Raw genomic sequence first — 20,986 nt, forward strand, 5'->3', positions numbered from 1 at the left:
GGACCGAAGCGCTCATGGGCTGCTCTCCGCCTCCGGGGGCGCCGGCTCGCGCTGCCGGTGGAACAGCCGGTAGAGCACCGGCAGGACGAGCAGCGTGAGCAGGGTGGACGACAGGACCCCGCCGATGACGACCGTCGCCAGGGGGCGCTGCACCTCGGAGCCGGTGCCCGTGGCGAACGCCATCGGCACGAAGCCGAGCGCGGCCACGAGCGCGGTCATCAGCACGGGGCGGAGCCGCGACACCGAGCCCTCGAACACCGCGTCGTCGAGCGAGGCGCCGCCGTGGCGCAGGTTCTCGATGAACGTGACCATCACGAGCCCGTTCAGCACGGCGACGCCCGAGAGGGCGATGAACCCGATCGCGGCGGAGATCGAGACAGGGAGCCCGCGGAGCCACAGGGCCGCGATCCCGCCGGTCAGCGCGAGCGGGACGCCCGTGAAGATGAGCGCGGCGTTCCGGAGCGTGCCGAACGAGAGGAAGAGCAGGCCGAAGATCAGCCCGAGCGCGACCGGCACCACCAGCGCGAGGCGCTCCCGCGCCGCGAGCATGTTCTCGAACTGGCCGCCCCACGACAGCCAGTAGCCCGAGGGGAGCTTCACCTCCGCGTCGATCCGCGCCTGCGCGTCCGCGACGAAGCCGCCGAGATCCCGCCCGCGCACGTTGCACTGGACCACGACGCGGCGCTTGCCGTCCTCGCGGCTCACCTGGTTGGGGCCCTCCTCGAGCGAGATGTTCGCCACCGCGTCGAGCGGCACGAACGCGGCGCGGTGCCCGGCCGCGGCGGCGGTGCCGGCCGCCGCCACGGTCGACGAGGCTGAGATCGTGGGCCCGCCCGGCTCCTCTCTGCCGGCGCGGAGCGGGATCGGGAGCTTCTCCAGGGCGTCCACGTCGCGGCGGACAGCGTCGGGCAGGCGCACGACGATGTTGAACCGACGGTCCCCCTCGACCACCTCGCCCGCGCTGACCCCGCCGATCGCGGTCTCCACGACCGCCTGCACGTCGGCGACGTTGAGCCCGTACCGGGCGACGGCGGGCCGGTCCACGTCGATCGTGAGGACGGGCAGCCCGGTGACCTGCTCCACCTTGACGTCCGCCGCCCCCGGCGTCCTCGCGAGGATGGCGCCCACGCGCCGTGCCTCCCGGAGCATGACGTCGAGGTCGTCGCCGAAGATCTTGACCGCGACGTCGCTGCGCACGCCGCTGATCAGCTCGTTGAAGCGCAGCTCGATCGGCTGGCTGAACTCGTAGCTCTGCCCCGGCACCTCGCGGAGCACCGCCTCGATGGCCTCGGCGAGCTCCTCCTGCGTCTCCGCCTTCTTCCACGCGCTGCGCGGCCTGAGCATGAGGTACGTGTCGGAGACGTTCGGGCCCATGGGATCGGTCGCGACCTCGGCGGTCCCGGTGCGCGCGAAGATGTGCTCGATCTCGTCCGGGAACCGCGCCTTGAGGATGCGCTCGAGCTGCGCCTGCATGGCGACGCTCGTGGTCAGGCTGATCGAGGGGATCCGCGCCGGCTGGATCGCCAGCGCGCCCTCGCTCAGCTTCGGCGCGAACTCGCTGCCGAGGCGCGACGCGACGAGCCCCGAGGCCGCGAGCACGAGCCCCGCCGCGGCGATGACGGCGGGCCGGCGGGCGAGCGCCCAGCGGAGCGCGCGCTCGTAGCCGCGCTTCGCCCAGCGGAAGACCGCGTTCTCCCGCTCGGACACCTTGCCCGTGAGGAGCAGCGCCACGAGCGCGGGGACGAACGTCATCGAGAGGATCGTGGCGCCGGCGAGCGCGAGCACGACGGTCTGCGCCATGGGGCGGAACATCTTCCCCTCGATCCCCGTGAGCGTGAGGATCGGCAGGTAGACGATCGCGATGATGATCTCGCCGAAGATCGTCGCCTTGCGGACCTCCTGCGACGCCTCGTAGGCGAGCTCGATCCGCTCGTCGCGGGTGAGCGTCCGCCCGAGCCGGCGCTGCTCCTCGGCGAAGCGCCGCACGCAGTTCTCGACGATGATCACGGAGCCGTCGACGATGAGGCCGAAGTCGATGGCGCCGAGGCTCATCAGGTTGCCGCTGATCTTGCCCTCGACCATGCCGGTGACGGCGATCAGCATCGAGAACGGGATCGCGAGCGCGGCGATGAGCGCCGCCCGGAAGTTGCCGAGCAGCAGGAACAGCACCGTGACGACGAGCGCGGCGCCCTCCAGCAGGCTGCTGCGCACCGTGCTCAGGGTGGCCTCGACGAGGTAGGTGCGGTCGTAGACCGTCTTGACCGAGACCCCCGGCGGCAGCGACCTGTTGACCGTCGCCATCTGCTCGTCGACCCGGCGGGAGACGGCGCGGCTGTTCTCGCCGACCAGCATGATCGCGGTGCCGATCACCGCCTCCTCGCCGTCCTCGGTCGCGGCGCCCGTGCGCAGCTCCCGGCCGACGATGACCTCGGCGACGTCCTCGACCCGGATCGGCGCGCCGCCGTGGTGCCCCACGACGATGCCCCGGAGGTCTTCCTCGCCCTTCACGAGGCCCGTCGTGCGGATGAGGTACTGCTCGCCCCGGTGCTCGATGTAGCCGCCGCCCGCGTTCGCGTTGTTGGCCCCGACGGCGTCGAGCACGTCGCGGAACGACAGGCCGTAGCCGACGAGCTTCGCCGGGTCGGGCGCGACCTGGTAGAGCCGCTCGTGGCCGCCGATGGAGTTGACCTCCGTCACGCCCTGCACCGTCCGGAGCTGCGGCCGCACGACCCAGTCCTGGAGCGTCCGCAGGTCGGTGAGATCGTACGGCGCGCCGTCGGGCCTCCGGGCGTCCGGCGCCGCCTCGACGGTCCACATGTAGATCTCGCCGAGCCCCGTCGCGATCGGGCCGAGCTGCGGCGCGCCGAGGCCCTCGGGGAGGCTGTCCCTCGCGGCGGCGAGCCGCTCGGCGACGAGCTGCCGTGCCCAGTAGATGTCGGTGTCGTCCTCGAAGATCACCGTGACCTGCGAGAGGCCGTACCGCGACAGCGAGCGGACCTCCTCGACGCGCGGGAGCCCGCCCATCGCGCGCTCGACGGGGAAGGTGATCCGGCGCTCCACCTCCACGGGGGAGAGCGCCTTCACCTGCGTGTTGATCTGCACCTGGACGTTGGTGATGTCCGGGACCGCGTCGATCGGCAGGCGGGTGAAGTTGTAGGCGCCGAGCGCCCCCGCCGCGAGCGTGAGCGCGACGACGAGGAAGCGGTGCCGGACCGAGAAGGCGAGGAGGCGCGAGAGCAGCGTGAGCATGGGGGTGCGGCGCTCCTCAGTGCTGGTGGCCGGCCTCGGACTTGCCGAGCTCTGCCTTCAGGACGAAGCTGTTCTTGCCCACGTAGCGCTCGCCCGGCGACACGCCCGCCTCGATCTCCACGACGCGCGCGCCCTGCCGTGTGAGGTCCGCGACCCCCCGGCGGCCGAGCTTCACCGGGCGCGCCTCGAAGGCGTCGCCTTCCTGGACGAAGACGACCTCCTCGCCGTCGACGCGCTGGATCGCCTCGTCCGAGACGACCACCGGCGCGTCCACCTCCTCGACGCGCACGTCCACGGTCGCGAACAGCCCCGGGCGAAAGCCCGCGTCGGGCTCCCGGAGCACGACGCGGGCGCTCGCGGAGCGGTTGCCCTCGTCGAGGACGTGCCCGAGGTAGGTCACCGTCCCCTGCGCCGCGGCCGGGGCGCCCTCGGCCGTGACCCACGCGGTCTGGCCGACCCGCACGCGGTGGAGATCCTTCGCGTAGACGGTCACGTTCACCCAGACGGTCGACAGGTCCGCGATCACGAACACCTGCGTGTCCTCCTTGAGCACCTCCCCGACCGCGATGTGCTTCTCGATGATGGTCCCGGCCATCGGCGCGATCAGCGCGTAGCCGCCGCTCTTGCCGCTGCCCGCGCCCGCGGCGGCGCCGAGCTTCTGCGCCGCGCTCTGGTGCTCGATCCGCGCCTCGGCCACGGCCTGCTTCGCCGCGAGGTACTCCTTCTCGGCGGAGATCTGCTCTCTCCAGAGCGCCTCCTGCCGCGCGTAGCTCGCCTCGGCCAGCGTGAGGCGCTCCCTCGCGGCGAGGAGCTCGCGCTGCAGCTCGGCCAGCTCGCGGCTGTCGAGGACGGCGAGCACGTCGCCCTTCCCCACCACGTCGCCGAGCTGCTTCTTGACCTCCCGCGCCGCGCCGGGCACGCGCGGCGTCACGTGCGCCACGCCCTCGGCGTTGAGCGCGATCTCGCCGGGCAGCCGGAGGGTGACCGCGACCCTGCCCGGCCCGGCGGTCAGGAGCTCGAGCCCGGCGTTCTCGATCATGGCCGGCGAGAGCCTGAGCTTCCCTCCGGCGTGCTCGTCCTCGCCGCCGCGCGCATGGCCCGCGGTGTCGGTGTGGCCATGCCCCGGCTCCTCGCCGTGGCCGTGCTCCTCGTCCCCGTGGTCGTGGTCCTCGTGGCCGTGATCGCGATCGTCGCCGTGCGGGTGCTCGTGCGCCTCGCTCGCGCCGCGCGCGGCCTCGGCGCCGCGCCCGTGCACACGGTGCTCGATGAGCACGGTGGCCCCCACGGCGGCGCCGACGACCGCGAGCGCCGCGGCGGCGAGCGCCGCGGCTGTCCCGCGCGTGAGCTCGAGCTTGCCCCTGTCGTTCGCGCTCATCGGGGCACCCTCCCTGCGGCGACGAGCAGCTCGATCTTCGCTGCCGCGTGGGCGTACTCCGCGTCGAGCAGCGCCGCCTGCGCTTCGAGCGCCTCGCGGCGGACGAGCAGGACGCTTGGCAGGTCGTTCTCGCCGAGCTCGTAGCCGCGCGCGGCGAGCGCGGCCGCCCGCTCGCTCAGCGCTGCCCCTGGCGTCAGGGCCTCGAGCGCCCGCCGGGTGGCGGCGTACCGCGCGTGGAGCTCCTGCGCGTGCCCGGCCGCGGCGGCCCGCGCGGCGGCCGCCCGGGCCACGGCGACGTCCACCTCGGCCGCCGCGGTCGCCGCGCCGGACCGGTTCGCGTTGAGGAGGGGCAGCGGCACGGCGAGCCCGAGCATCCCGATGTTGGCGCCGTCGTCGCGCTCGTACTGGGCGGTGAGGTTGACCGTGGGCCACCGGGCGGTCTGTTCCCGCGCCGACCTCGCCCGGGCCGCGTCGATCGACGCCGCGGCGGCGCGCAGGTCGGTGCGCCGCTCGAGCCCATCGAGGAGCGCCGCCAGCGCAGGCGGCTCGTCCGGGGCGACGAGCGGGCCCTCGACGCGGACCGGCTCGGCCGCGGGGGGGAGCCCCAGCATCGCCAGCAGCGCAGCCAGGTCCGCGTCGCGCGCGCCCATCGAGGCCGCCTCGGCCGCCGCGTCCCGGCCGCGCTGCAGCGACGCGACGGCGACGTCGACCTCCGGCGCCTCGCCCGCCTTGCGCCGCCGCTCGGCCGCCGCGAGGAGCCGCTCGCCCAGCGCGAGCCGCGCCCGGGCGAGCTCGACCTGCCGCGCGTCGCGGAGCACCAGGGCGTGCTGGAGCAGCGCGGCGAGCACCAGGCGGCGCCGGCTGTCCTCGGCGGCGCTCTCCGCGGCGCGCAGCTCGGCCTCGGCGGCGCCGACGCGGGCCCCGCGCTGGCCGCCGAGATCGATCGGCCAGGCGAGCGACGCCGTGGCCGCGACCGGCTTGCTCCCGTCGGGGTTGAGGCGGACGCCGCCCGCGCCGGCGAGGACCGGGTTCTCGAGCGACAGCGCGCCCGACGCGCCGGCCGCGGCGCGAGCGACCGCGACCTCGGCCGCGGCGACGCGCGACGCCGGCGAGGCGCGGGCCAGCTCCGCCACCCGGGCGCGGGTGAGCGGCGCCTCGGCGGAGAGGGCGACCCCGGGGGCAAAGACGGCGGAGAGGACGAGGAGAGGAGCGATGAGGAACGGAGCTCGCGCGAACAAACGAGACATGGCAGGCAACCCCGAGCGCACAGCGCTCGTGCAAGAGCCGCGTCGATCCCGGTCATCAGTCGAGGCGAGGCGGCGTGCGCCCGCCGCGCGGCGAGCGCGGCGCGTGAAGCACGCGGTCGCGTTCCGGCGCGGTGCGCCTCTCCTGACGCGGGGCCCTCAGGCGCGCGGGTCGCGGGGCGGTCTCTCGAGGCGGCCGAGCGGCGCGCGCCCCGGCATCTCCAGCGGCGCCAGCTCCTCGAGGTCGTAGGCCGCGAGCAGGACGCAGAGGACGGGCGGCTCCACGAGCGGCAGCGTCATGGGGACGTGACCGCAGGCGCAATCGTGGCAGTCGGGGGGGCAGTCGCTGTGCGAGCCGCCGTCTCCCCCGCCGTCCTCGTCTCCATCGACGAGGGCGGTCGTCGCCGGGTGCGTGCAGGCGACGGCGATGCCGAACGTCTGGAAGGTGTGCCCCTGGCCGAGCAGGCCGATGACGACCACGAGCGACAACGCCGCGACGAGCCAGCGGAGGAGCGGGCCACGCCGTCGTTGCGCGTGCCGGACGCGGAGCATGCTCGATGAGGATGAGGCGCGCCCTCACGGGGCGTCAAGGCGGAAGCGCGGCGCGCTCTTGCCGCGTTACGGTCCTCTTCCTCGGATTCCTCGGACGGTCCCGCTGGACGCTGGCGACTACGTCGCGCACGGCGTCCAGCGCGGCCCTGGCGCTCCTCGGACAGGCGATGGATGCTGCGCGCGTGGTCATCGGAACGCGACGGAGTCGAGCGCGACGGGGGCGCAGCGCCGTGTCACCCGGTCTGCCGGAGAGCAACGGACCCATGAGCGAGCCGCGGTCGCGCCTTGCTCCGGCGCCCCTGCTCCTCGACGAGCACCCCGCCGGCGGGCGACAGGTGAAGACGGGCCCCCTCTCCGAAGCGGAGCTGCGCGACACGCCGCTCACCTGCGCGCTGCAGCGGGCGCTCGGCGCGGCGCGGGGCGCGCCCCCCCTGGCGCTGCCGGAGGAGCTGTGGAGCAAGGCGCTGGCCGGGCCGGCGCAGGACTTCTTGCAGCGCCCTGGCAAGGACTTCCGCGCCCGGCTCGTGGCGCTCTGCTGGGCGCTCGGCGGCGGTGAGGCAGAGGAGCTGCCCGACGAGCTGCCGCTCCTCGTGGAGATCCTCCACGCCGGCTCGCTCATCGTGGACGATGTCCAGGACGACTCCGCCGCGCGGCGCGGCGCGCCGGCGCTGCACCGCGTCTGCGGGGTGCCGCTCGCCATCAACACCGGCAACTGGATGTATTTCTGGGCGTTCGACCTGCTCGGCCGCGCGCCCCTCGGCGCCGCGACCCGCCTCGCGATCTACCGCCGCCTCGGCCGCACCCTCATGCGCTGCCACGAGGGGCAGGCGCTCGATCTCACCGTGCGCGTCGGGGAGCTCGAGCAGCCGCTCGTGCCCCGGGTCGTGTCGAGCATCACGCGGCTCAAGACCGGCAGCCTGATGGGCTTCTGCGGCTACGTCGGCGCGCGCGCGGCGAGCGCGCGGGCGCTGCTCGTGCGGAGCGTCGCGCGGTGCTGCCGCGACGTCGGCGTGGGGCTGCAGATGCTCGACGATCTCGGCGGCATCACCTCCAGGGCGCGCGCGGACAAGGGGCTCGAGGACCTGCGCCACCGCCGCTCGACGTGGCCCTGGGCGTGGCTCGCCGAGGTCGCCGATCCGGGGACCTTCGCCGACGCCCAGCGGCGGCTCTGCCTCGCCGACGACGAGCGCGACCTCCGGAGCGTCGCCGAGCTGCTCCGTGAGCGGGTCGAGGCGCTCGGCCGGAGCCGCGTCGCGGACCACCTCGGCGGCGCCCTCGCCAGGCTCGGCGCCGCGGTCGGGGGCGCGCCGGCGGTGGTCGAGCTCGAGCGCGAGATCGAGCAGCTCAAGCAGAGCTACGGCTGACGCGGCCCGGGCCCCCGGCGCGCCGCCGCGGCGGGTCGCTGTGGCCGGCTCGCACACGGGCGCTGGCTCGAGCTTTGAAAAGGGCTCCGGAGGGGCTCCGGCCCAGCGCGGAGGATCATGGAGCGTTCGGGCACAGGCTGCATCGGGCACGCTGCGGGGGGTCGGGGCCGCGCCGGCGAGCGCGCGCGGCGGCTGCGCACCGCGCCTGGGCGCGATCTGCACGGGCGCGCAGAGGTCGCGCGGGTGCGCGCGGAGGTCGCCGGCCTGTTCGGGGACCCTGCGCGCGTCGCGCGCATCGAGCGGGACCTCGCCGCGGTCCCCGGGGTCCTGTCCGCGCGGGCGAGCGCGCGGACAGGACGGGTGCTCGTGCGGGTGCGGGAGGACGCGGCGGAGGCGGCGGCCGCCGTGCTCGACGCGCACGTCGTACCGGGCGCCCCGCCGCCGCCCTCCGCGCGCCGCGCGGCGCGCGCCGTGCTCGAGGGCGTGGGCGCGCTCGTCCGCGCGGCGCGCCGCGCGCGGCGTGAGGACGGCGCGGCGGGCGACGTCGCTCGCGGCGGGACGCCGGCGCCGGCCGACGGCCAGGAGCACGCGGCCGCCGGGCGGGGCGAAGGGGAGGGCGCTCGCCGCTTCGCCGCCGCTCCCCGCGCCCACGCCGAGGACGTGCGCGACGTCGCCCGCGCCCTCGGCGTCGATCCGCGCGTGGGGCTCGACGCCGCCGAGGCGCAGCGCCGGCTCCGCGCGGTCGGCCCGAACGAGCTCGCGGGCGTCGCGACCCGCTCGCCGATCGAGATCCTCGCCGGCCAGATCTTCACCGTCCCCACCGCGCTGCTCCTCGGCGCGGCGGGCCTCTCGCTGGCGCTCGGCGACGTGTTCGACGCGGGCGCCGTCCTCCTCGTCGTCGGCACCAACGCCGCGGTGGGCACGTACACCGAGTCGCGCGCCGAGGAGCTCCTGCACGCCTGGGGCGACCTCCGGGTCGGGTGGGCGCGCGTCGTGCGCGACGGGCGCGAGCAGCGGCTCGCGGCCTCGGAGCTCGTCCCCGGCGACGTCCTCGCGCTGCGCGCCGGCGAGCCCGTCGCGGCGGACGCGCGCGTCGTCTTCTCCGCCGCGCGCGGTCTCGCCGCCGACGAGAGCACGCTGACCGGCGAGAGCGAGCCCGCCGAGAAGGGCCCGGCGAAGGTCGAGGAGGGCGCGCCCCTCGCCGACCGCCGCAGCATGGTGTACGCGGGCACCACGATCGCCTCGGGCGAGGGGGCGGCGGTGGTCGTCGCGACGGGCCGGCGGACCGCGCTCGGCGACATCCAGCGCGCGCTGTCCCGCGAGGGCGAGCGCACCCCGCCGCTCGAGCAGGAGCTCGCCTGGATCGGCCGGCGCCTCGCGGTCTTCGCGCTCGCGAGCTCGTCGGCGGTGGTGGCCGTCGGCCTCGCGCGCCGGAGGCCGCTCCGCGCGCTCGCGCGGAGCGCCGTCGCCCTCGGCGTCGCCGCCATCCCCGAGGGGTTCCCCGCCGTGGGCACCACCGCGCTCGCGCTCGCGAGCCGCCGCCTGCGCGGCCGCGGCATCGTGATCCGCCGCCTGGCCGCGGCCGAGACGCTCGGCGCGGTGAGCGTCGTCTGCGCCGACAAGACCGGCACGCTCACCGAGAACCGGATGCGGGTCGCCGAGATCTTCCTCCCCGGCGAGGGCGCGCTGCGGGTCGCCGCGCGCGCGCGGGGCGCCGCGCGCGTGGAGGCCGAGCGCGCCGCGCGCGGCGACGGCGCCGGGCCGCCGCGCGGCATCGCGCTCTTCGGCGAGGACGGGCGCGAGGTCGCCCCGAGCGCCGCGCCCGTGCACGCGCTCGCGCGCATCGCCGCCCTCAACGCCGACGTCGAGCTGAGCGAGGTGGGCAAGGTCGTCCAGGGCAGCGGCACCGAGCGCGCCCTGGTCGAGTTCGCGCTCGCCGCCGGCTACCCCGTGTGCGCGCGGCGCCTCGCGGCGCGGCGCGTGAGCGAGGAGCGCCGCTCGGCCGAGCGCGCGTTCATGGTGACGGTCCACGACCACCCGGAGCTCGGGCACATCGAGCTCGTGAAGGGCGCGCCCGAGCAGGTCGTCGCGCGCTGCGACGCGCTCGGCGAGGCGCGCGGCGAGGTGCTCCGGCGCAACGAGGCGATGGCCTCGCGCGGCCTGCGCGTGCTCGCCCTCGCGTGGCGGCAGAACGGCCGGCCGGACAACGACGCCCCGCTCGTGCTCGCCGGCCTCGTCGGGCTCCGCGACCCCGCGCGGGCAGGCGTCAAGGAGGCGCTCGCGACCCTCTCCGGCGCGGGCATCCGCGCGCTGATGCTCACGGGCGACCAGGAGCGGACCGCGCGCGCGATCGGCGCCGAGCTCGGCATCCCGGAGGACGCGGTGCACAGCCGGGTCACGCCCGAGGCCAAGCTCGACATCGTGAGGGCGCTCCAGCGGCGCGGCGAGATCGTGGCGATGACGGGCGACGGCGTGAACGACGGGCCCGCGCTCAAGGCGTCCGACGTCGGCGTGGCCATGGGCAAGCGCGGGACGGACATCGCGCGGGCCGTGGCCGACGTGGTCCTCGCCGAGGACGACCTGCCGAGCCTCACCGAGGCGGTCTGCGAGGGCCGGCGGCTGCACGACAACGTCCGCCGCGCGATCGCGTACTTCGTCGCGACGAACGCGAGCGAGGTCCTCGCGATGCTGGCCGGCGCCCTGGCCGGCGCCTCGCCGCTCACCCCGCTTCAGCTCCTCTGGATCAACCTCCTCACCGACGTGGCGCCCGCGCTCGCGCTCGCGCTCGAGCCGGCCGAGCCTGGCGTCATGCGACGCCCCCCGCGCGACCCTCGGGCGCGGTTATTCGGCCCGCGCGACGTCCGCGCGCTCGCCGCGGACGCGGCCCGCATGTCCGGCGCCTCGCTCGCGGCGTACGCGCTCGGCGGCCGCGCCGCCGCGGGGACGAGGGCGTTCACCGCGCTCGTGACCGCGCAGCTGCTTCACATCCTCGCGTGCCGCGCCGGCGTCGCGGGACGCGACCCGGAGCCCTCGCCCCGCGCCGACAACCCCCACGTCGCCCGCGCGCTCGCCGCGACGTCCGCGCTCCAGGCGCTCGCGCTCGGCTCCCCTGCGCTCCGCCGCCTGCTCGGGGCGCAGCGCCTCCGCGCCGGGGAGCTCGCGCTGGCCGTCGCCGTGGGCGCGCTGCCCTCCCTGCTCCGCGGCCCCGGGGGGCTCTCCGCGGGCGCCGGCCGCGAGATCGCGATCGTCAACACAGTCAACGCCGCGCGCGCAGATCAGGCCGCGCGCGAGGGAGACACGGCATGATGAGGTTCCATCCACCGTCGTTCGCCCTGGGGGTCGGCAGCGCTGTCCTCCTGATGGGCAACAAGCAGCACCTCCGGCCCGTGGTCGTCGAGATCGCGGCGCTCGGGCTCCACCTGGGCCGGCTCGGCGTCGCCCTGGTCGAGCGCCAGCGGGAGCACGCCGAGGATGTCTGGGCCGAGGTCGTCGAGCGCGCGCGGCGCAGGGCCGGCGGCGCGGCGCGCCGCGAGCGCGCGCCGCGGCGGACCAACGGCGCCTCCGCGCTCCACGGCGAGCCGTTATGAAGGCGCCGGTGCTCGTCGCCCACGCCCTCGAGCGGCGCGTCCGCCTGCGCGCGCCCGCGCTGGCCGGCCACCGCCGCGCGTGCGAGCGCGTCGCGGAGCAGCTCGCGGCCGATCCCGGCTGCGAGGTCGTCACGGTCCGCCCGGCCACCGGCTCCGTGATCGTCGAGCGCCTCGAGGGCGCGCTCGATCCGGAGCGGCTCCGCGGCCGGCTCGCCGAGCTGGTGAACGAGGCGCGCGACGACGAGGGCCACCTGCTCGTCGCGCCGCGTCCCGACGCGCACCCTGGCCCGACGCGCGTCGCCCGCGCCGTCGCGCACGCCGTCGCCGCGATCAACGCGGACGTGCGCGAGGCGATGGACTACCGCGCGGATCTCGGCACCCTCTTGCCGGTCGTGTTCGCGACGGCGGGGCTCGCCGAGGTCGGCGTGACGCGCAGGCTGCCTGCGCCCGCGTGGTTCAATCTGCTCTGGTGGTCGCTCCGGTCGTTCATGACGTTCAACCCGGGGGCGGTGTCGGAGGAGCTGCGCACCGCCCTCGGCGGCGACGCGCCGTCCGACCCGGCCTTCGCGGGTGGCGGCCCTGGCGCGGCGGCCCCCCCTCGCGGCGAGCGCTAGCCGCGCGGCGCCGCGCCGGCGCGGCGGCCTAGCCCGCGCCCGGCCGGAGCGCGCCAACCAGGTAGATGCCGCCCATCACGATGAGCAGGGCGCCCGCGAGCCCCTGAGTCCAGCGCGGGTTGATGCGAGAGTTGACCGCCTCGGCCAGCGCGACGGCGATGAGCGTGCTCAGCACCAGGGCGGCGGACGCGCCGATGAACACGGAAACGCGGCTCTTCCCGGCCGCGCCCAGCGTGAACACAGCGAGCTGCGTCTTGTCGCCGAGCTCGGCCAGGAACACCGTCCAGAAGGTCGCCAGAAGGACTTTCAGATCCATGCCCTAGAAAAGCACGCCCCGCCGTCCAGGGCTCCTCGGGTCGGGCCGACCCGGAGCGCGGCCGTCGGTCGAGCCATCGACTCGGCTCGTCGTGGCGCGCCTCACGTCGCCGGCGGCAGAAAAGGGCGGAGGGAGAGCATTCCGCCGGAGAGGTGTTGTTTCTCGCCGGGCGCCTCGCCTCTGGACATCTCCTCGTCGCGGCGGTGTTTCGGCGCGTCTTCGTCCTGGTGGCGCGCTCGTTGGCCCCGACATAAAGCGGTCAGGCCTCGCGATATCTCGGGAATTGATTGAACCTTGACGCCGGGCCGCGTACCTTCCTGCTGCGGATCGTAAGCCCCGGAAGCAGAGGGGGACACGTTGATGACGCGATTGCAATTTTCTGCGTGGCTTGGCCTGTCTGTTGCGTCCTTCGCCGTGTCGCCTGGCTGCAGCTGCGGCACGGACGACGCAAGGGTGGCGGCGGGCGCGACGGGCGTCGGGGGATCCGGCGGCGGTGGTGGCGAGGCTGTCTCGCAGGTGGCCGCGAGCGGCGGGGGTGGCGCGGGCGGGAAGGCCGAGGTCGCGGACCGGGGCGTCGCCGCGAGCGATGTGGTCAGCGCGGGCGAGGTCGTGCGGAGTCCGAGCTATCGCATGGTCTTCACGCTCGGTCAGCCGACTCAGAATCAGGGAAAGACGACCTCACCGAGCTACCGCATGCAGGGCGGTCTGGTCGGGGCCAACGGGAGCTTGCCATGAACGGGATAGGACGGCGTGTCCTCGCGGTGTGTGTCCTCCTCGCCGCCTCGGCCTTCGTCGTGCGCGGCGCGGCCGCCGCGGTGCCAACGCAGATCACGCATCAGGGCCGGCTCTTCTCGGCCAACGGCGATCCGGTGAATGACGCGCTCCCGGTGACGTTCGCCATCTACGCCGCCGAGGGCGACGAGGATCCCGTCTGGAGCGAGTCGATCGCGATCTCGTTCGAGGACGGCTACTTCTCCACGGTTCTCGAGCTCGACGAGGAGCAGGCGGCGAAGGTCTTCAACGGCTCGGTTCGCTACCTGGGAATCACGGTCGGGGACGATCCGGAGATGGCGCCTCGCTCTCCGATCGGGAGCGTTCCTTACGCGCTGGTCGCGAACAACGCTGTCGGTGAGATCACGCCGAAGCGGGTGAAGATCGGTGACAAGGTCGTCATCGACGAGAACGGCAACTGGGTGGGCAACTCGAGCGGCATCGCTGGGCCGGCGGGGCCCGAGGGTCCTGCGGGTCCGACGGGGCCTGCGGGGCCGGCTGGTCTGCCCGGCGAGAGGGGTCCTGAAGGGCCGACGGGGCCGGCGGGTCCTCCCGGGCCCGAGGGGCCGATCGGGCTTCCGGGTGCGGCTGGTCCGCCTGGCGAGACGGGGCCCGAGGGGCCTGAAGGGCCGGCGGGCCCGTCTGGGCCCGAGGGGCCGGAGGGCCCCCAGGGGCCGGTCGGGCCGTCCGGCGTCCTCGCGACCATCGCGCTGGCGGGCAACGTGGGGGGCAACTTCACCGGCAACAGCGCCATCTACAATTTCGTCGGTCCTCCGGGGTCGGTGACGATCACCGGGAGGAGCCAGCGCGTGACCGGCTCGGCTTCCGTGGCGCTGGGCCTGGCAGCGGGCGCTTCCCCGCAGATCTCCATGGTGGGCCTCTGCTATCAGCAGGTCGGCGGCACCGGCGAGATCGTCAACTTCTTCGGGCCTGGCTTCGCGCACCACCCGTTCTCGGCGACGCGCGCCACCTACTCGGTCTCTGCCACGACGGTGCTCGGGGAGGGGAACTGGAACGTCGGCATGTGCCTTCGCAACGACGGCGCCAGCGCGATCCAGGGCACCGGCTCGATCGTGAACGGCTGGTTCATCGTCACGAACGACTGAGTCCAGGTCACCGGCCCGGCCGTGAACGGCTGGTTCATCGTCACGAACGACTGAGTCCAGGTCACCGGTCCGGCCGTGAACGGCTGGTTCATCGTCACGAACGACTGAGTCCAGGTCACCGGCTCGGTCGTGAACGGCTGGTTCATCGTCACGAACGACCGAGCGCGCCGTCCGCGGCGCTCCCGCCGTCAGGCGCCGCGGGAGCCTCCCGCCGTCGGCTCGATGGTCTCTGGAGAGAGGCGCCGCGCGCCCCCGTCGAGGGGCGCGCGGCCGCGCGTCAGCGCAGCGCCACCGGGCTGCGCGCGATGTACTCGTCGTAGGCGAGGGTCCGCAGGTCCTCGATCCGCTTGGCGCGCATCGCCCCGATGACCGCGCGCGCCAGCTGGAGGTCCGTGATCAGCGGGATGTTCGCGTCGACCGCGCGCCGGCGGATCAGGTAGCCGTCCGGCCGGCCGAGCTGGTCGTACTCGCGGGGGATGTTGATCACGAGGTCGACCTTCCCCTGCTCGATCGCGCTCATCGCCGTCTCCCCCTCGTCGGGCTGCTTCGCGAGGCTCGTGCACGCGAGCCCGAGCGCCCGCAGCGCCTCGGCCGTGCCCGGCGTCGCGAAGATGGGGAGCTTGAGGTGCTCGGCGATGATCCGCGCCTCGTCGGCGAACCAGTACTTGTCCTCCAGCGGCCCGAGCGAGAGCAGCACGCCCTTCTTCGGGAACCGGAAGCCGGTCGCGAGCAGCGCGTGGAGCAGCGCCTCGTGCATGTCGTCCCCGAAGCAGCCGACCTCGCCCGTGCTCGCCATCTCGACGCCGAGCATCGGATCGGCCCCCACGAGGCGCGAGAACGAGAACATCGGCGCCTTGACGGCCACGTAATCGAGGTCGAGCCCGCGGTTCTCGACCGGCTGCGACACGCCCAGCATCCTGCGCATCGCCTCCCGGACGAAGTTGTTCCCCGTCACCTTGGACACGAAGGGGAAGCTCCGCGACGCGCGCAGGTTGCACTCGATCACCTTCACGGTGTTGTGCTTGGCGAGGAACTGCATGTTGAACGGCCCGGTGATCGAGAGCGACCGCGCCACCTGCTGGGCGATCTGCTTGATCCTGCGGATCGTCGCGATGTAGAGCGACTGCGGGGGCAGGACGAGCGTCGCGTCGCCGCTGTGGACGCCGGCGTTCTCCACGTGCTCGCTGATCGCCCAGAGGACGATCTCCCCGCGGTCGGCGACCGCGTCGATCTCCACCTCGCGGGCGTGGGTCTCGAACTTCGAGACGACCACGGGGTAGGTGGGGGAGACGGCCTTGGCCCGGGCGAGGATGCGATCGAGCTCGTTGGGCTCGTGCGCCACGCTCATGGCCGCGCCGCTCAGCACGTAGCTCGGGCGCACGAGGACGGGGAAGCCGCCGAGCTTCTTCACGATCTCGCCCGCCTCGGCCGCGTCGGTGACGTGCGCCCAGCGCGGCTGGTCGATCTCCAGCCGGTCGAGCAGATCGCTGAACTTCTTCCGGTCCTCGGCGGCGTCGATGCTCCCCGCGCTCGTGCCGAGGATGCGCGCCCCCGCCTGGTGCAGCCGGAGCGCCAGGTTGTTCGGGACCTGCCCGCCCATGCTGACCACGATGCCGTAGGGCTGCTCCCGCTCGTAGATGTCGAGCACCGTCTCGAAGCTGATCTCGTCGAAGACCAGCTTGTCGCACGTGTCGTAGTCGGTGCTGACCGTCTCCGGGTTGTAGTTCAGCATCATGGTCTCGTAGCCGAGCTCCGAGGCCGCGCGGATCGCGTTGACGCAGCACCAGTCGAACTCGACGCTCGAGCCGATGCGGTAGGCGCCGGAGCCGAGCACCATGATCTTCTTCCGCCAGGACGGCGCGACGTCCGTGGCCGACGCGTGGTAGCTCGAATAGAGGTAGTTCGTCTCGGCGGGGAACTCGGCCGCGAGCGTGTCGATCTGGGCGAGGTGCGGCACGACGCCGTGCCGCTTCCTGAGCTCCCGGATCGAGCCGCGCGCCGCGCCCGTCAGCGTGCCGATCATCCGGTCGCTGAAGCCGAGCTGCTTGGCCTCCCGGAGGATCGCCTCGCCGATCGCGGGCTCCTGCGCCGGCGCGGCCTTGTCGGCCTGCGCCGGGACGGCGACCTTGAGCGCCTTCAGATCCCGGTGCATCCGCACCACGGGCTCGATCTGGTTCAAGAACCACCGGTCGATCTTGGTGAGATCGTGGATCGCGTCGACCGACATCCCCTCCTGGAGCGCGCGGGCGACGGCGAAGATCCGGTGCGGCGTCGCGTTCTTCAGCGCGTCGGGGAGGTCCTCGAAGGTGAACGCGTCGGGGTCGAGCCCCTTCACCCCGATGTCGAGCATCCGGAGCGCCTTCTGGATGACCTCGGGGAACGTCCTGCCGATGGCCATGACCTCGCCGACGCTCTTCATCTCGCTGCCGATCCGGGTCGAGGCGCCGCGGAACTTGGCCAGATCCCAGCGGGGCATCTTGCAGACGAGGTAGTCGAGCGCGGGCTCGAAGAAGGCGGTCGTCCTGCGGGTGATCGCGTTGGCGATCTCCGGCATCGTGTAGCCGACGGCGATCTTCGCGGCGACGTAGGCGAGCGGGTACCCCGTCGCCTTGCTGGCCAGGGCGCTCGACCGGGAGAGGCGCGCGTTCACCTCGATGACCCGGTAATCGGTGCTGTACGGGTCGAGCGCATACTGGATGTTGCACTCGCCCACGATGCCGAGGTGGCGGATGGTCTTCAGCGCCACGGAGCGGAGGAGCTGGTACTCCTCGTCGTTCAGCGTCTGCGACGGGGCGACGACGATCGACTCCCCGGTATGGATCCCCATCGGATCGAGGTTCTCCATGTTGCAGACGGTGATGCAGTTGTCGCGCCCGTCGCGGACGACCTCGTACTCGATCTCCTTCCAGCCGCGGAGGCACTCCTCGACGAGCACCTGGGGCACGCCGCCGGCGAAGCCGCGCCGCACGGCGTCGTCGAGGTCGCGCTCGCTCTCGACGATGCCGCTGCCCTTGCCGCCGAGCGCGTAGCCGCCGCGGAGCATCACGGGGAAGCCGATCTCGCGCGCCGCGGCCACGGCCTCGGCGGGCGTGCGGCAGGCGCGGCTCCGGGCCGTCTTCACGCCGATCTCATCGAGGCGGTCGATGAAGAGCCGCCGGTCCTCGGTGTCGCGGATCGCCTTGATCGGCGTCCCGAGCACCCGCACGCCGTACTTGTCGAGGATCCCGGCGTCGTGGAGCTCGAGCCCGCAGTTGAGCGCCGTCTGCCCGCCGAAGGAGAGGGCGATCGCGTCGACCTCCTCCTTGACGATGATCCGCTCGACGAACTCCGGGGTGACCGCGCAGAGGTGGATGCGGTCGGCGAGCCCCTCGCTCGTCTGGATGGTGGCGATGTTGGGGTTCACGAGGACGGTGGCGATCCCCTCTTCCTTGAGGGCCTTGATCGCCTGGGACCCCGAGTAGTCGAACTCGCCGGCCTGACCGATCTGGAGCGCGCCGGAGCCGAGCACGAGGACGCGCCGGGGTTTCTTGGGGAGATAGGCGCCGTACATGCTCAGCTCCTTCCTGCGGTGGGGCGGGGCTCCGCGCTGGCGGTCCCTGCGGTCTTGAATCGCGAATCGGCGGACCCCTTCATCGCGCCGCAGAGGCGCAGGAAGTCGTCGAAGAGGTACCCCGCGTCCTCGGGCCCCGGCGTCGCCTCGGGGTGGAACTGGACGCTGAAGAAGGGGCGCAGCCGCGAGCGGATGCCCTCGTTGGTGCCGTCGTTGATGTTGATGAACCAGGGCTCCCACTCCGCGGGGAGCGACTCGTGCTTCACCGCGTACCCGTGGTTCTGGCTCGTGACGTAACAGCGGCGGCTCAGGAGGTCCTGCACCGGCTGGTTCACCCCGCGGTGCCCGTACGGCAGCTTGTAGGTGTCGCCCCCGGCGGCGAGCGCGAGGATCTGGTTGCCGAGGCAGATGCCGAAGATCGGCTTGGTGTACGTGCCGAGCAGGCCGCGCACCGCGGCGACCAGCTGGCCGAGGTCCTTGGGGTCGCCGGGGCCGTTGCCGATGAGGACGCCGTCCGCGCTCTCGGCGAGCTCGGCGATCTTCGCGTGGTAGGGGGCGCGGATGACGGTGACGCCGCGCTTCAGGAGCGAGCGGACGATGTTGTCCTTCGCGCCCGCGTCGATCAGCAGCACCTTCAGGGGGCCGCCCTCGTACGTGACCGGCTCGCGGGGCGAGACGGCGCGGAACACCTCCTCGCGCATGTCGACGGCCTCGGCCGAGCGCTTCACCCGCTCCAGGTCCATCTCGGCCGGGAACAGCCAGCCCTTCATGGTGCCCGCCTCGCGGAGCCGCCGCGTCAGCGTGCGCGTGTCGATCCCCGTGATCGCCGGGATGCCCTCGCTCGCGAGCCAGGCGCCGAGCGAGCGGACCGCAGCGTGGTGGCTGTAGCGCTCGACGTAGTTCTGGACGACGAGCCCTTGCACCTGGATCCGGTCGGCCTCGTAGGGCCCGTCGACGCTGCCGGCCTGCCGCGGCGCGGGCACGCCGTAGCTGCCCACGAGCGGGTACGTGATCGCGAGGATCTGCCCCTTGTACGACGGATCCGTGAGCGTCTCGACGTACCCCGTCATGCCGGTGTTGAAGACGACCTCGCCGCTCACCGCGCGCGGGGCGCCGAAGCACCGGCCCGTCATCGTCGTGCCGTCTTCGAGTACGAGCTTCATCCGATTCGCATCCATCCTCTTTGACCGCCTGGGCCGCCGCGGCGCGGACCCTTACGCAGGAGGGGCCGAGAGCGCGTGCCGCGCCGAGGGCCCATGGGGTACCAGGTCCGCGCGCACGCCGCGCGACGGGCCGGCATCATGCTCGAGGCTGGGCGTTCAAGCACCTCCGGTCGCCAGAGCCGCGCGCTCCGGCATTCCGTCGAGGTGGGCATGGCGCCCGCCGTCCCGTTCTTCCACATGCCGGGGACGCCCATTTGCCGTCCCCTCGCTCCACGTCAACCAGGAACTTTCGCCTGAGCGTTCCCGGCCGCTTCCAGCGCGCTTTTCGCGAGCATTTCACGAGCCCGCCCGGCGGCGCGCGGGCCTGTCTACGGCGCGGGCGCGCGATCCAGGTACGCCCGCTCGAGGACGAGCACGTCCATCTTCGTCCGGAGGAAGCAATCGAGCGCTTCCTTGGGGGTGCAAACGATCGGCTCGCTCGCGTTGAACGATGTGTTCAGGAGCACGGGCGTGCCCGTGAGCCGGCCGAACTCGTGGAGGAGCGCGTGGTAGCGCGGGTTCTCCTCGGCGGTGACCGTCTGGAGGCGGCCGGTGCCGTCGACGTGGGTCACGGCGGGGATCTCGGCGCGGCGCTCGGGCCTGATCCGGGAGACCCTGACCATGAACGGATCGGGCGAGGTCTGCTCGAAGTAGTCGCCCACGCGCTCGAGGGGGAGGGCTGGCGCGAACGGGCGGAACACCTCGCGGCGCTTGATCCGCTCGTTCATGATGTCCTTCATGTCCGTGCGCCGCGGGTCGCAGAGGATGCTGCGGTTGCCGAGCGCGCGCGGGCCGTACTCCATCCGCCCCTGGAACCAGCCGACCACCTTGCCCTCGGCGATGGCCCTGGCGACGCGGGGGATCAGGTCGTCGTCCGGGAGCGTCTCGAACGCGACCTGCTCCTTCCGGAGCAGCTCCTCGATCGCCTCCTGCGAGAAGGCCGGGCCGAAGTAGCTGTGCGTCTGGTGGAAGCGGCGGGGGTTGCCGAGGGTGTGGTGGTAGACGTAGAGCGCCGCGCCGAACGACGTGCCGGCGTCGCCGGCCGCGGGCTGGATGAAGACGTCCTCGAACAGCCCCTTCGGCCGGATCTTCCCGGCGGCCACGCAGTTGTAGGCGCAGCCGCCCGCGAGCGCGAGGCGCGGCGAGCCGGTGAGGTGCTTCGCCGTCGCGAGCAGCTCGAAGTAGACCTCCTCGAACACCGCCTGCGTCGAGGCGGCGACCGCCTTGAAGCGGTCCTCCATCCGGCTCTTCGGGCTGCGGGCGGGGCCGAGCAGGTCGACGAGGCGCTCGGAGTGGATGGTCCCGTAGCGCGGCTCCCCCTCCCAGGTCATCGCGATGCCCTTCGTGTGGTGCTGGAAGTACTCGAGCCCGAGCTCGAAGGCCCCGTTCTTGACGCGCACCACCTGCCGGAGCTTGTCGAGCAGCTCCGGCTGTCCGTGGGCCGACAGCCCCATCACCTTGTACTCGTCGCCGAACTTGGGGAAGCCGAGGTACTGCGTCAGGCCCGAGTAGAACAGCCCGAGCGAGTGCGGGAAGCCGACGCGCCGGAGGATCTCGAGCTTGTTGCCGCGGCCGCGCGCCCACATCGTGCTGACGAAGTCGCCGAAGCCGTCGATCGACACGACGGCCGCGTCGTCGAAGCCCGAGGGGAAGAACGCGGAGGCGAGGTGCGCGCGGTGGTGCTCGACGCTGTGCGACGCGGCGCGGATGCGCTTCGGGTCGATGCCGAGCGCGGCGCCGAGGTGCACCTTCGGGTCGCTCGCGCTGAACGAGCCCTTGAGGAGCCCGGCCGGCGAGCGCCGCGTCAGCGCGTAGAGGAGCTTGTCGCCGAGGTGCGCCCTCGGGTCGCGCCCGATCGCGATGTGATCGATGTCCTCGACGCGCGCGCCGGCGGCGCCGAGGCAGTACTCGACCGCGAGCCGAGGGAAGCCCGCGCAGTGCTTGATCCTGCTGAACCGCTCCTCCTCCGCTGCCGCGACGAGCTGTCCGTCGACGAGCAGCGCGGCCGACGCGTCACCGTGGTAGGCGTTGATGCCGAGGATGAGCATGCGATGGC

General features: G+C 73.6%; 14 protein-coding genes. 6 read left to right on the forward strand and 8 right to left on the reverse strand.

From position 1 onward, the window contains the following. Positions 1-12: 12 nt before the first annotated feature. From WME89_RS14470 to WME89_RS14485, 4 genes are all read right to left on the reverse strand, one after another. Positions 13-3,249, reverse strand: a complete 3,237-nt coding sequence (locus WME89_RS14470) for an efflux RND transporter permease subunit (RefSeq protein ID WP_438009758.1) — start codon at positions 3,247-3,249, stop codon at positions 13-15. A gap of 16 nt (positions 3,250-3,265) precedes the next feature. Next, entirely contained in the window at positions 3,266-4,624 is a 1,359-nt protein-coding gene (locus tag WME89_RS14475; protein ID WP_438009759.1) for an efflux RND transporter periplasmic adaptor subunit, read from the reverse strand. Continuing rightward, positions 4,621-5,871 (reverse strand): TolC family protein, encoded by a 1,251-nt coding sequence (locus tag WME89_RS14480; protein WP_438009760.1) that lies wholly within the window; start codon positions 5,869-5,871, stop codon positions 4,621-4,623. Before WME89_RS14480 ends, WME89_RS14475 begins: the two co-directional genes overlap by 4 nt. Before the next feature lie 156 nt (positions 5,872-6,027). Further along, positions 6,028-6,420 carry a hypothetical protein gene (locus tag WME89_RS14485; protein ID WP_438009761.1) on the reverse strand — a complete coding sequence of 131 codons (393 nt, stop codon included), beginning with the start codon at positions 6,418-6,420 and terminating at the stop codon, positions 6,028-6,030. A 263-nt stretch (positions 6,421-6,683) separates the two neighbouring features. Between WME89_RS14485 and WME89_RS14490 the strand changes: the two genes are divergently transcribed. The 4 genes from WME89_RS14490 to WME89_RS14505 all read left to right on the forward strand — a co-directional run bounded on the left by WME89_RS14490 (position 6,684) and on the right by WME89_RS14505 (position 11,985). After that, entirely contained in the window at positions 6,684-7,784 is a 1,101-nt protein-coding gene (locus tag WME89_RS14490) for a polyprenyl synthetase family protein (protein ID WP_438009762.1), read from the forward strand. A gap of 117 nt (positions 7,785-7,901) precedes the next feature. After that, positions 7,902-11,090, forward strand: coding sequence for a cation-translocating P-type ATPase (locus WME89_RS14495; protein ID WP_438009763.1), 3,189 nt, complete (start codon positions 7,902-7,904; stop codon positions 11,088-11,090). Beyond that, positions 11,087-11,371, forward strand: a complete 285-nt coding sequence (locus WME89_RS14500; protein WP_438009764.1) for a hypothetical protein — start codon at positions 11,087-11,089, stop codon at positions 11,369-11,371. The genes WME89_RS14495 and WME89_RS14500 overlap by 4 nt, the downstream gene beginning before the upstream one ends. After that, a complete protein-coding gene (locus WME89_RS14505; protein ID WP_438009765.1) occupies positions 11,368-11,985 on the forward strand; it encodes an HMA2 domain-containing protein in 618 nt (205 codons plus the stop codon). Before WME89_RS14500 ends, WME89_RS14505 begins: the two co-directional genes overlap by 4 nt. 28 nt (positions 11,986-12,013) lie before the next feature. On the opposite strand, the gene WME89_RS14510 is transcribed toward WME89_RS14505, so the two are convergent. After that, positions 12,014-12,301, reverse strand: a complete 288-nt coding sequence (locus tag WME89_RS14510) for a TMEM165/GDT1 family protein (RefSeq protein ID WP_437309708.1) — start codon at positions 12,299-12,301, stop codon at positions 12,014-12,016. A gap of 360 nt (positions 12,302-12,661) precedes the next feature. Here WME89_RS14510 and WME89_RS14515 point away from each other — a divergent pair, with 360 nt between their 5' ends. Both WME89_RS14515 and WME89_RS14520 read left to right on the forward strand, forming a co-directional pair. After that, on the forward strand, positions 12,662-13,036 hold the full coding sequence (locus WME89_RS14515; RefSeq protein ID WP_438009766.1) for a hypothetical protein: 375 nt from the start codon (positions 12,662-12,664) through the stop codon (positions 13,034-13,036). After that, positions 13,033-14,178 carry a collagen-like protein gene (locus tag WME89_RS14520; protein ID WP_438009767.1) on the forward strand — a complete coding sequence of 382 codons (1,146 nt, stop codon included), beginning with the start codon at positions 13,033-13,035 and terminating at the stop codon, positions 14,176-14,178. Before WME89_RS14515 ends, WME89_RS14520 begins: the two co-directional genes overlap by 4 nt. Before the next feature lie 277 nt (positions 14,179-14,455). On the opposite strand, the gene carB is transcribed toward WME89_RS14520, so the two are convergent. The 3 genes from carB to WME89_RS14535 form a co-directional block, all read right to left on the reverse strand. Continuing rightward, complete coding sequence (gene carB, locus WME89_RS14525; RefSeq protein WP_438009768.1) at positions 14,456-17,728, reverse strand: carbamoyl-phosphate synthase (glutamine-hydrolyzing) large subunit; 3,273 nt, start codon at positions 17,726-17,728, stop codon at positions 14,456-14,458. 2 nt (positions 17,729-17,730) lie between these two features. Then, positions 17,731-18,891, reverse strand: a complete 1,161-nt coding sequence (gene carA / locus WME89_RS14530; protein ID WP_438009769.1) for a glutamine-hydrolyzing carbamoyl-phosphate synthase small subunit — start codon at positions 18,889-18,891, stop codon at positions 17,731-17,733. A 368-nt stretch (positions 18,892-19,259) separates the two neighbouring features. Further along, a complete protein-coding gene (locus WME89_RS14535) occupies positions 19,260-20,978 on the reverse strand; it encodes a carbamoyltransferase family protein (RefSeq protein ID WP_438009770.1) in 1,719 nt (572 codons plus the stop codon). Positions 20,979-20,986: the final 8 nt, after the last annotated feature.

Source organism: Sorangium sp. So ce321, assembly GCF_051530195.1.
In the GTDB taxonomy this organism is placed as follows: Bacteria; Myxococcota_A; Polyangia; order Polyangiales; family Polyangiaceae; genus Sorangium.